An 11,945-nucleotide genomic window follows, 5' to 3' on the forward strand; every position below is an offset into this window, starting at 1 on the left:
GTCCCCGCCCGCGTCATCGCCAGGGCCTTCGAGGCGCCGCTCCCGGAGGAGGGGCAACCCATCGAGGCCATCCTCGCGGACGTCGCCGAACACGTGATGCCCCACGGACGTGACAAGCGCTCGCCCACGTGGTTCGCGCAGCTGGACGTGCCACCCACGGACTTCTCCGTCTTCAGTGGCCTGCTCATCCGCGCCCTGGCGCAGGACCCCATCACCTTCTCGTCCTCGCGCTCGGGCACGTTCGTCGAGCGGCAGGTCCTCGGCTGGCTCACGTCGCTCGCGTTTCCGGACGTCCCCCAGGCCGGAGGCTGCTTCACCTCCGGCGGGACGCAATCCAACTTCCAGGCCCTGCTCATCCTGCGCAACGAAGCGCTGCGCCGCGCCGGGGCGGACGTCAACGCGCTGGGACTCGTGGAGGCGCTGTCCCGCACGGGCCACCGGGGGATGCGCGTCTTCGCGTCCGAGGCCTCGCACCCCAGCATCTTCGCGGCCGTCCGCCAGCTGGGGCTGGGCGACGCGGGACTGCACCGCGTTCCCACCGACCGCGAGGACCGGTTGTGTCCCAGCGCCCTGGAGGCCGCGCTGGTGGAGGCGCGGCGCCAGGGCCAGCTTCCCGCCGTGGTGGTGCTGACCGCGGGAAGCTCGGGGGTGGGCGCCGTCGACCCCTTGCGCGAGGGCCTGCGGCTGGCCCGTCAGTACGGCGCGCTCGTCCACGTGGACGCGGCCCACGGCAGCCTGATGCTCTTCTCCCAGCGCCACCGGGGCCTGCTCGACGGCCTCCAGGAGGCGGACACCGTCACGCTGGATCCCCACAAGGTGCTGGGCCTCAACGCGCAACTGGGCGGCCTGCTGGTGCGCGACGCGCGGCTGCTCACGCTGCTGGGCAAGGTGAGCCTGGACTACTTCGTCGCGAGCGAGGTGGCCGACCTGGGCGAGGTGACGCTGGACGGCTCGCGCGCGCTCAACTCGCTGGGTGCCTGGCTGCTGTTGCGCCACTTCGGCCGTGATGGCTACGGCCGGCTCGTGGACCACCTCTTCGCGCTCGCCCGGGACTTCACGCGGCGCCTGAGGAAGAGCGGTTGCTTCGAGCTCTTCCCCGACGCGCCGGCCATGAACATGCTCGCCTTCCGCCTCCTCCCGAAGGCCGACGGCGGAACGCCCGAGGGGCTCGCGAGCGAGAACGCGCGCAACGACGCGCTGCTGTCACGGCTGATGCAGAGCCGGAAGTTCGCGGTGAGCTGCTACCGGCACGCCAGTGGCCGCCTGTACCTGCGGGCCGTCTTCATCAACCCGGCCTCGCGGCCCGAACACATGGCCGCGCTGGCCGACGCGCTCATCCAGCTCGCCCGGGAGGCGCGGTAGCCCCGGGCACCCGGGGAAGGCTCCGGGCGCCCCTACCAGGCGGCGTCCACGCTCCGGTAGTAGTCGCGGAAGTACGGCACCATGCGCTCGCGGTCGTTGTCGACGACGTAGACGAACTCCGGCGGCAGCACGTAGTCGGTGCCAATCTCCTCGTAGACGGTGGTGATGGTGCGCTTGAACATGCGGGCGAACGTCTCGTGCCAGCCGACCTTGGGGATGCGGATGCCGTGCTCCCAACCGGCCGCGGCGTAGTGCCGTGCCGTCTCCTCCATGGCCTCCTCGCGCGTGAAGCGGTTGATGGGCTTGCGCTCGGGAGGGAAGACGTTCTCCATCAGGCCGCCCTGTCCCAGGATGAGGCCGGCCATGTGCTGAGCCACGAGCGGAGAGAGGAACAGCCCGTCGCGGTAGGTGCCGGAGGCGATCCACAAGCCCTCCACCGACGTCCCGCCGATGAGCGGCAGCGTGTCGATGGCGATGGGTCGGTTGCCCACCGCCGTGGAGATGAGCTTCGCGTTCTGATAGCCCTGGTGGATCTGCTCCATCATGCAGTCCATCAGGAAGAACACGTCCGACACGGTGGGCCGGTCCGCCGGCGCGAGCATCGTGTTGTTGGTGGCGCCCACGTAGACGCGGTTCGCGCCCCGGGGCACGACGTGCAGGCCGCAGGCGAAGGCGCGATTGGGCGTGCGGATGACGCTGGGGTTGAGGGGAAAGTCCGTGGTCTCCAACACCAGCGAAGTGCCCATGCCGGGCAGCAGGCGGGGCACGCGCCGGGCCAGCTCCGGCAGCGAGTCCAGCACCTTCTGGCTCTGCACCCCCGAGGCGAGCAGCACGTGCTTCGCGGACAGCTTCTGGCCATCCGACAGCAGCACGCCCACGGCGCGGCCGCCCTCCACGACCAGCCCGCTGACGGTGTCCTCCAGGAAGGAGACGCGCGACGAGCGCACCGCGGCGCCGGCCAGTCCCGCCAGAAGGCGGCTGGAGTCCAGGGAGCCCTCATCCGGCATGAAGAGCGCGGCGGTGGGGCGGCTGTCCCCGGCGGGGTTCATGCCGGTGATGTGGAGGGGGTCCACGTCCTCGAAGCGCTCCTGGTACTGCTGGAGCGTGCGGCGCATGACCGTGAAGTTCTCATCCTCGATGAGCCCGGAGCGGTTGTTGGCCACGACGAAGGTGCCGGGCGTGATGGCCAGCCGGTCCGCCTCCGGGAGCCGCGCGTTGAGGGCGTCGAGCCACGCGGGCCACAGCTTGCGGGCCTGGAGGCCCAGTCCCAGCTTGATGGGGCCGTATTTCCCAGCCACGGACGCCCGGGTGATTTCACCGAAACATCCCATCATCGCGCCGGCCGCCGGCGAGGCGCCGTAGGTCCGGGCCAGGGGGCCGATGATCGCGACCCGGATTTCCGGGTCCCGGGCCACCAGGGCATTGGCGGTGGAAAGGCCCAGGACCCCATTGCCAATGATGAGAACGTCGAAGCTGCCAGCCATGACGAAGTGCTCCTGCTCAAGGTGTGCGACAGCCTGGGCCGCGCCCCGAGAAAGTATCACGACGTCTCCCGCGTTACCCGGGCTCGCGGTCTTTCCCGCGAGTGTCACCAACCGCCGTAGGGCACGGTAATGGCTTCCATGTAATGGCCATTCGGGTCCTGGAAATAGACCCCGCGGCCTCCGTCATGGGTGTTGATTTGATTCGCATGCTGGCCGAACGGGTCGGCCCAGTGCGGGATCTTCCGGTCGCGGATCTTCGCGATGAGCGAATCGAACACCTCTTCCGACACCAGGAACGCGTAGTGCTGGCCAGCGATGGCGTCCTTCGTGGTCATGTAATCGAGCGTCGCTCCATCCGACAACTTCACCGCATGGAAATGCCCGAAGCGCGTGGGCTCCGGCAGCCCGAGCAACTCCGAGAGGAATTGCGCGGACGCCGCCTGGTCCTTGGCGTGGATGATGGTGTGGTTGAATTTGACAGACATGAGGGCCCCCTTGCGGAGGAGCCCCTATAACGCGCGGCTCCGCTGGAGTGCCAGGGGCCACAGCTTCGCCAGTTCAGCGCGCAGCACCGTTGCGCCGACGTAACGCTCCTCCGGCCGCTTCCGCATCAGCTTGAGGACGACCTGCTCGAAAGCTTCCGGCAGCTCTGGACGCAGCGTCCTCAACGGCACGGGCGTCTCCTGCACGTGCATCAGCATCAGCGGCACGGGTTGCGCGTGACGGAACGGCAACTGCCCGGTGAGCAGCTCGTATGCCACCACGCCCAGCGCATACAGGTCCGTGGCCGGTGACACCTCCGCGCCCGTGACCTGCTCCGGGGCCATGTACTCCGGCGTCCCCAGTGTCGCGCCCTGGGCCGTGTTGCCCATGACATGCGCGCTCTTCGCGAGCCCGAAGTCCATCAGCTTCAGCACGCCCGTGCGCGTGATGAACAGGTTCCCCGGCTTCACGTCCCGGTGCAGCACGCCGTGCGCGTGCGCGTGCTCCAGCGCCACCGTGGCGTGCGTCAGCCACCGCAAGGCATTGGCCAGCGTGGGGCGCCCTTCCAGCATCACCTGCCGCAGGTCCCGGCCATCCAAAAGCTCCACCGTCAGGTAGTGCCTGTCCCCATCCGAGCCCACGTCGAAGACGTGCAGGATGTTCACGTGCTCCAGCGCCCGGGCGTGCTCCACCTCCTGGCGGAAGCGCGTCACCATCGCCTCATCCGCGTACGGCACCGCCAGCACCTTGAGCGCCACGCGCTGGTGATTCTTCAAATCCAGCGCCTGGTACACCGCCGACGTGCCGCCCACGCCCAGCCACTTCTCCACCCGGTAGCGCCCCGCCACCACCTGCCCGGGAACAAGCCCCCGGCTCGCCTGCGCGGGCAACGGCGTCACCGCGCCCTGGATCAAAGTGCCCCCCGGAGACACGGGCGTCCGCAGCTGGGGCAGCGTCGGCTCCAGCCCGTCCTCGGCCACGGCGTTGCCCGGACGCGCGTTCAGCGCATCCGGGCCCAGGTAGGTCAGGCCTCCACTGTCAGCATCCTTGAGTTGCACCCTGCCCTCCCCTCTCACGACTCCAGCAGGGAGACGGGGGCCGGCGCGCCCGCGCCTTCGATGTCCAGGTGGGGCGTGGGCAGGTTGTATTCCGCGGCGGCGATGGTGGCCTCCACCATGATGGGGCCGGAGATCTCCGTGGGCTCGCCCTGGCAGAGCACCTCCACCACGTGCTCCAGCGTCCACTTGCCCATGCGGCTCACCTCCAGCCGCTTGCCATTGAACTTCGCGGTGTCCGACAGCTGATCGCTCGCGGTGAGCTTGGCCTCTACGGAATCGCCCAGGTAGCCGCGCGCCAGCGCCAGCACCCGGTCCACCACGGAGTTCCATGCCTGGAGGTGCGTGCGGTCCTGCGCCTCGTCGATGATGTCCAGGCCCACCTGCAGCCGCTCCATGCGCTCCAGGAACTGCTGCACCAGCTTGCCCCGGATGACGCGGCCGTGCTGCGGGGCGATCATCTCCACCGCGGGCGTGAGCTTCCGGATGGCCGCCACCGCGCGCACCAGCGCCGAGTTGACGGGCATGTAGATCTGATGGAACGCCCGGATGCCCGTCCAGTCGGACTCCTCCGCCCACAGGCCCTGGGCCTTGCTGTCCGTGAGGCCGCCGAAGAGGTCGCCCGTGAAGAGCACCCGCGTCTGAGGGTCGTAGAGCATCACCGCGCCGCGGAAGTGGCAGAACGGCGACGGCACCGGCAGCAGCTTGTGCCCCGTGGGCACGCTCAGCCCGGCCGAGAACTTCTCCGTCGGGATGAAGCGGTTGCGCGGCAGGTTGAAGTGGACGATGAGCCGCCAAGTGTCCTCGGAGCACAGGATGCTCGCGCGCGGCGAGTAGCGCGCGGAGATGATGTTCGCGGACGAGCCCACGTCCGGGTCCTGGTGGTTGATGAAGAGCGCCGACAGCCGGTCCATTCCGCCAATCAGCGACACCACCTTGGTGTGGATGGTGGAGAAGTCGCTGCTCGACCCGGGGTCGATGAGGAGGTTGAACTCCGAGGGTTTCTTCGTCCTGACGTCCGTGCCGCGAAAGCGGCGCAGGTACGGGTTGGCGAAGAAGATGCCGCCGGGCTCGCGCTTCCCGACCCAGAAGGTCTCGGGGGCGATTTCCACGGCGGTGCGATTGAGGTCTATCTGTTGAGGGCTGGGAGCGCTGGGCTGGCTCATGGCGTGTTGTTCCTTCACGCAAACGAGGGAGTAAGGGGGGGAAACAGCCGCCCCACCCTATCAGCCCACCGCTACCCCGGGTCCTCTTCCGGTAGCGGCCGACAGCAGGACATGAGCCCCGCTTCTCGCAGTAGCCACCCTGCCGCCGCCGGGAGCTGCCTCAGCGCTCGCCAGACTCCTTGCCCGGGCGGTCGTCGAAGAGCTGCACCCAGCGTCCGTCGAACCCGCCGTTCGCCGGCAGGTACCAGCCGCCCTGCAACCAGAAGCCCTGCTCCTGCCCGTCGGTGTCGTCCGTCACGCCCGAGTGCACGAAGTAGTCGTGCTGCCACCAGTAGGCATTCGCCGACGCCGGGTAGCCGCTGGCGCTCGTGCGCGTCTGGCCTCGCGAGTCCACCACCGTGCTCGCCCAGGCCTTGTCACCGAACGAGCCACCGCCGCCGCCCGTGTCCGACGCCTTGTCGTTCAGCTCGAACGTGCCGAAGAACCACGCCTTCGACGGGTAACCCTCGCGGTCGTCCTGGCCCTCCACGTCGCGCGTCTTGGAGAAGAAGCGCTGCATCCCCGCGCTCACCTCCGCCTGCCCCGCCTCGTTCACCACAGGGCTCTCCAGGTAGAAGAACCGCGGCGAGTCCGGCAGCCAGTGCGTCGCATAGCCACCGAACTCCCAGTGCGTCGGGAGGATGTCCGCCAGGTCCTGCAACTCGTAGGTGACGCGCTTCACCGCGGGCCAGTTGGCGGAGTCCCCGTTGTCATAGCGGCTGGCCTGCGCGTCCGCCGTCGAGTACCGCACCGGCTGCGCGTTGAACGCCGCCACCGCCGCCGCGTCGTCCTCCGGCACGAACGCGTAATGCAGCTTCTTGCGCCCGTCGTCGTTGTTCACGTCCGCCTCCGCCTTCCCGCCCGACGCCATCCGGCCCGCGAAGAACGAATACGGCTCCGTCACGAAGCGCAGCTCCTGGCCGTGCGGCGCCAGCAGCTTGTCGGACCACTCCGCCTGCCAGATGAGCAGGTGGCTGCCCGTGCCCGTCTGCATGAAGTTCAGGTCCGTGCTGCCCTGCCGGCGCACCACGTTGCGCTTGTGCTGCGTCACCACCGCGAACGCCACGGACTCCCCGCTGCCCGGGTTACCCACCACGTTCCTCACCTGGAGTTCGACGCGCTCCCAGTCGTGGAGCTGCCAGTTGCCCGCCGCGTTCTTATCCAGCGCGTGATACAGGTGATACACGAGGACGAGGTTCTTCCCCCCGTCCATGTATTCAATCAGTGACGTGTACAGCGTGGGCCGGATGCGCCACGTGTCGAAGGCGCCAGGCCCCGTGCGGGACGCGTCCACGTACTGGTTGATCTGCTTCCAGTGCAGCTTGTTGTTGGAGAAGTCCCCGTCCTGGTCGAAGTCGAAGTTCGTCAGCCAGTCGTAGCCGTGCTCGTTGCCGTTGCCGTTCGCGCGCTTGAAGATGACCGGCGCGTAGTAGCGCAGGAACGCCTGCCGCTGCGCGTTCGTCAGCGACCAGGCCTGCGCCTCGGCTTCGGCCGGAAGACACAAGGCCACCAGCGTGAACAGCGCGACTGCCAGGGGAGCGATTCTCGTTCGGAGGGGGAGCATGGCGGCCGACGAAACCACGGCCCGCCCCTCCCCCTCCACAAAGAATACTCGAATTCAGGCTTCAGCCAGAATTACACACTAACGCGATGCACTAGGCATCACCGGCACCTTGGGCACGCGGCCGTAGAGGAGCTGGTAGGTGTTGTAGGAGCGCAGCACGCGCTTGATGTAGCCGCGCGTCTCCGCGATGGGGATCTCCTCCACCCACGCGTCCAGCGGCAGGTCCGGGCTGGCCGCGCGCCAGCGGTTCACCGCGCCGGAGCCCGCGTTGTAGCTGCCCACCGCGTAGGGCGTGTGGCCCTTGAACTGCTTGATGAGCCCGCCCAGGTAGTGCGCGCCGAAGCGGATGTTCAGCTCCGGCTGGAGCAGCGAGTCCACGGTGAAGTGCTTCACCTTGAGGTCGCGCGCCACGCCCTTCGCCGTGGACGGCATCAGCTGCGTGAGGCCCATCGCGCCGGCCCAGGACAGGGCCTTGGGGTCCAACGCGCTCTCCTCGCGCATCAGCGCCTGGAGCAGGTCCGGCTCCACGCCCGCGGGCACGGTGTGCTTCTCAATCAGGTCACGGAACGCGTTGGGATAGGCCACCTCCCACACCGGCCGCGTCTGCGCGGTGATGCGCCCGCTCAGGTCCTTGCGCAGCGCGAGCCGCGCGATGGCGTGCGCCGACCGCGCGTCGCCGGACTGCGACAGCACCATCACCAGCAGCCGCATGGACTCCGGCGGCTGGTTGGTGCGGTTCACCAGCATCAGCTCCGACGACACGGAGTCCGCGAAGCCCAGCCGCAACAGCTCCACGCCCGCGCGGAAGTGGGGGTCGTCCCCCATGGGGCCCGCGAACATCGGCCAGGGGCTGGCCGCCTCCGGCACATCGAAGATGGACGCGGACACGCGCTCCAGCCGCTTGGGGTCCAGCTCGCCCAGCTTCGAGCGCGCCATCAGGCCGTAGTACGTCGCCGGGTGCTCCACCGCGAGCGTCTCCATCAGCTCCGCGGCGCCCTGGATGTTGCCGCGCTCCTCCAGCGTTCGGGCCCGCCAGTAGCGCGCGCGCTCCACGTCGTAGGACTCGTCCGCGTTGGCGAACTGCGTCTCGATGCGGTCCAGGAAGGAGAAGCCCCCGTCCTCCACCTTCGACGTGCGCGCCACCCAGAACGCCTTGAAGAGCGCCTCGCCCAGGAAGTCGCCCTTGGGGTACAGCCGCGCCACCTCGTCCAGACGCGCCATCGCGTCCTTGGGGCGGTTCGTCTTCACGTACAGGTCCGCCGCGTAGAAGAGCGCGTCGTCCGCGAACGAGTGGTCCGGGAACTCCTTGGCCAGCCGCTCGTAGGTGTCCGTGCCGCGCTGCTGATCCACGATGGAGCGCGACGAGCCCAGCACGTACAGCGCGCGGGCCAGGAGGTCGCGGTCCTTGCACTGCTCCACCACCGGCGTGAGCACCTGGATGGCGGCCGTGTGCTGGCGCTCCTTGCGCTGCCCCTTGCCGAACGCGAAGTGCGCGCGGCACGCGAGCGCGTCCGGCAGCTTCAGCGTCTTGAGCATCGGCTCCAGGATGGCCATGCCCTGCTTGTTGCGGTGCGCTTCAATCAGCGCCTCCGCGCGGCCCACCTTGGCGTCCGCTGGCGGCGTCTGCCCCTTGAGGCGCTTCTCCACCTGCTTGACGATGGGCGACAGCGGCTGGCTGGCCCACAGCTTCCACAGCGCGGCCTTCTCCGCGGCCTTGTCCTTCTTCTCCACCGCCAGGTCCGCCGTGGCGATGAGCGCCTCCGCGCCCACGTTGCGGCCCCAGCCCGTCATCATGCGCTGGGTGAGCGGCGTCAGCGCCTCCATGGCGCCGTCGTAGTCCTTCTTCTTGCGCAGCACGCGCGCCAGGCCCAGGCGCGCGTCCACGTACATGCGCGAGCCTTCCGGCACCTGCTTGAAGCTCTCCGCTGCGTCGTCCAGCCGGCCCTGGGACTCCAGCGCCACGCCCGCGTGCGTGAGGCAGCGGTCCTTCAGCGCCGGGTAGTCGTTGGCGAGCGCCGCCATCTCCGTCGCCGCCGCCTTGTCGTCCCCGGCCCGCACCGCCGACAGCGCGCGCAGGTAGCGCACCGGAGGGCTGGAACCCTCGCCCTCCAGCAGCGTGCGCGCCTTGGTGTACTGGCCCTTGTCGAACGCGTCCTTCGCGTCCTTCTTCTTGCCGTCCGCGAAGTACGGCGTCAGGTCCTCCAGCCCGTAGCGGCGCCCGCGGTGCACCACCGGCGTGGGCGGCACGAGCCCCGGGAAGGCCGGGTTGAACACCTGGACGTAGCCCACCGGCAACGGCGCCTTGTCCGCGTCCGGCGGCGGCGTCAGCTGCGCCTCCGACGGAGCGCTGTCCGTGCGCGTCGTGGGGGCCTGATCCGTCTCCTCGGAGGAGGCCGGAGCGGCTGGAGCCGGGGTGGCCGGAGCCGTGGCCGCGGGAGCCGTGGGGGCGGTGCTGGAGTCAGCGGGGGCGGGAGCCTGCGCGGACAACAGCGCCGCGGAAGCAAGGAGGGCGAGATGCTGGAGGGACACTTTCATTCGCGGGGGCCTCGGGGACCCTGGGAGATGCGCTCGGGCACGCCCGAGGACAACTGGGGGTGGATGGAAAATTTCCAGCCCCTGACAGAGGTTAGACTGTCCGCCTGCACATGGATATCCGCACCCAGAGCGCACTGCTTGCTTCCATCATCGGTCTGGCACTGGGCGTGTCCATGTTGTTGCGCCCCGGACGGCCCCGGGTCCTCACCCTCTACTCCGTCTTCACCCTGACGGTCGCCGGGTACTACCTCAGCCTCTTCTTCCACAGCATCTTCCCCGCCCAGGACTACCCCTGGGTGTCCCGCATCGCGCTCGGGGCCACGGTGCTCGTCGTCTCCCTGGTGCCCGGGGCGGCGGTCGCCTTCTTCCTCGAGTTCCTGGGGGTCAGCAAGGGCGCCCACCAGGTCGGCCGGCGGCTCGCCCTCCTGTCCGGCGTGCTGGGCCTGACCGTCGCCGTCACACCGTTGGCGGACAAAGCATGGGCGCGCGTGGCGTTGGGCGCCTGGGTGCTGGGCACGCTGTTCACTTCCGTGTCCTTGCTGGTGCACCGGGTGCGCACGACGGAGTCGCGCATCGAGCAGTTCCGGCTGGCGTACCTGGCCATTGGCGCGGGCGCGGCGGTGCTGTTCAACGGGTTGGACTTCCTGTCGCGCAACGACATCCCGTTCCCCACGCTGGGGCCCGTCTTCGCGACGCTCTACCTGTTCTTCCTCGCGCAGACGCTCTTGCGGCTGCGGCTGATGGACCTGCACGAGCTCTTGGGGAAGATCGCCTCGCAGACGGTGCTGGCGGTCATCCTGGCGTCGGTCTTCACGGTGCTCACGGCGTGGGTGGACGAGAACACGTCGCTGTTCGTCTTCAACACGGTGGTGGCCGCGTTCGTCATCCTCATCCTGTTGGATCCGCTGCGCACCAAGGTGGAGGAGATGGTGGTGCGCATCTTCTTCCGCGAACGCTTCGCGCTCTTGGGCACGCTGAGCACCCTGCGCGTGCGCATGGCGTCCGTCATCGAGATTTCGGAGCTGGCGCGCGTGGTGTTGGACGCGCTGCACGAGACGGGGCGCGTGACGCACGCGTCGGTGTACCTGATGGCGGAGGACCGGCCCGGGTACCGGCTGCTGGATTCGCGCGGGCCGCTGCCGGTGGCGCTCCTGGACACGGCCGCCGCGCGCGGTGTGCTCTTCGCGGTGGCCAGCGGGCAGAAGGCGGTGCTGCTGGAGAACATCGAGCGGCGCATCTCCGTGATGCGGGTGCAGGCGGTGGAGGGCAAGCGCTTCCGCGACGAGCTGAAGCGGCTCAACGACACGCGCGCGGCGCTGCTCCAGATGAAGGCCGGCATCTGCGTGCCGCTGATGGCCAACGACCGCGTCATCGGCTTCCTGAACCTGTGGGATGAACGGGTGCCAGAGGCGTACGCGTCGGACGAAATCGCGCTCATCCTGGAGGTCTCCGAGCGGATGGCGACGGTGCTGGAGAACTCCAAGCTGTACGAGAAGATCCGCGAGCGCGACCGCCTGGCGGCGCTGGGTGAGATGGCGGCGGGCCTGGCGCACGAAATCCGCAACCCGCTGGGTGCCATCAAGGGCGCGGCGCAGTGCCTGGACCCTCGAAAACTGCCGGGCGAGGACGGCGAGTTCCTGGACGTCATCGTCGAGGAGGTGAACCGCCTCAACGGCGTGGTGACGGCGTTCCTGGATTACTCCAGGCCGCTGAAGCAGAACTTCGGGCCCACCGACCTCAACGAGGTGGTGACGCGCACGATGCGGCTCATCCAGAACGACATGCCGCCCACGGCGGAGCTGGCGGTGGAGCTGGACCTGCGCCTGCCGCGCGCGGAGGGTGACGCGGAGCAGCTCAAGCAGGTGCTCATCAACCTGGTGCAGAACGCGGTGCAGGCGCTGGGCCCGCAGAAGGGCTGCATCACGGTGCGCACGGAGAAGCCGGAGCGCTTCGGCGACATCCGCAGCGCGGGCGCCGAGTTCGTGGACGTGCGCGTCTCCGACAACGGCCCGGGCATCCCGGCGGATCAGCAGCCGCACATCTTCGTGCCCTTCTTCACGACGAAGCAGAAGGGCACGGGCCTGGGGCTCGCCATCTGCCAGCGCATCGTGAAGAACCACGGCGGCAGCATCAGCGTGCAGAGCAAGGTGGGCGAAGGCACCGTGTTCATCATCCGGCTGCCGGCGCTCCCGTCCGAGCCGGTGGAAGGCGCGCTGCCGGAGGGCATGCCCGCGGCCTCCACGCGTCCCTCCCAGCC

General features: G+C 69.1%; 8 protein-coding genes. 2 read left to right on the top strand and 6 right to left on the bottom strand.

Annotation, left to right across the window (positions count from 1 at the left end; genetic code table 11):
• Nucleotides 1-1,362 (top strand): pyridoxal phosphate-dependent decarboxylase family protein (locus D7X32_RS39405; protein ID WP_147450446.1); only part of this gene is annotated, 1,362 nt, incomplete at its 5' end.
• 32 nt (nucleotides 1,363-1,394) lie between these two features.
• Here D7X32_RS39405 and D7X32_RS39410 read toward each other — a convergent pair.
• The 6 genes from D7X32_RS39410 to D7X32_RS39435 all read right to left on the bottom strand — a co-directional run bounded on the left by D7X32_RS39410 (nucleotide 1,395) and on the right by D7X32_RS39435 (nucleotide 9,688).
• Nucleotides 1,395-2,846, bottom strand: coding sequence for an NAD(P)/FAD-dependent oxidoreductase (locus tag D7X32_RS39410; RefSeq protein ID WP_120607671.1), 1,452 nt, complete (start codon nucleotides 2,844-2,846; stop codon nucleotides 1,395-1,397).
• A 104-nt stretch (nucleotides 2,847-2,950) separates the two neighbouring features.
• Nucleotides 2,951-3,331 (bottom strand): VOC family protein, encoded by a 381-nt coding sequence (locus D7X32_RS39415; RefSeq protein ID WP_120607672.1) that lies wholly within the window; start codon nucleotides 3,329-3,331, stop codon nucleotides 2,951-2,953.
• A gap of 24 nt (nucleotides 3,332-3,355) precedes the next feature.
• Nucleotides 3,356-4,387, bottom strand: a complete 1,032-nt coding sequence (locus tag D7X32_RS39420; RefSeq protein ID WP_120607673.1) for a serine/threonine-protein kinase — start codon at nucleotides 4,385-4,387, stop codon at nucleotides 3,356-3,358.
• A gap of 14 nt (nucleotides 4,388-4,401) precedes the next feature.
• Entirely contained in the window at nucleotides 4,402-5,550 is a 1,149-nt protein-coding gene (locus D7X32_RS39425; RefSeq protein WP_120607674.1) for an oxygen-binding di-iron domain-containing protein, read from the bottom strand.
• A 160-nt stretch (nucleotides 5,551-5,710) separates the two neighbouring features.
• Nucleotides 5,711-7,153 carry a hypothetical protein gene (locus tag D7X32_RS39430; protein WP_120607675.1) on the bottom strand — a complete coding sequence of 481 codons (1,443 nt, stop codon included), beginning with the start codon at nucleotides 7,151-7,153 and terminating at the stop codon, nucleotides 5,711-5,713.
• Nucleotides 7,154-7,231: 78 nt separating this feature from the next.
• The gene (locus tag D7X32_RS39435) at nucleotides 7,232-9,688 is read right to left on the bottom strand and encodes a transglycosylase SLT domain-containing protein (RefSeq protein ID WP_120607676.1); all 2,457 of its coding nucleotides are present in this window, start codon (nucleotides 9,686-9,688) and stop codon (nucleotides 7,232-7,234) included.
• A 110-nt stretch (nucleotides 9,689-9,798) separates the two neighbouring features.
• On the opposite strand from D7X32_RS39435, the gene D7X32_RS39440 reads away from it, so the two are divergent.
• Nucleotides 9,799-11,945 (top strand): GAF domain-containing sensor histidine kinase (locus tag D7X32_RS39440; RefSeq protein WP_120607677.1); only part of this gene is annotated, 2,147 nt, incomplete at its 3' end.

The organism is Corallococcus carmarthensis, from assembly GCF_003611695.1.
Taxonomy (GTDB): domain Bacteria; phylum Myxococcota; class Myxococcia; order Myxococcales; family Myxococcaceae; genus Corallococcus; species Corallococcus carmarthensis.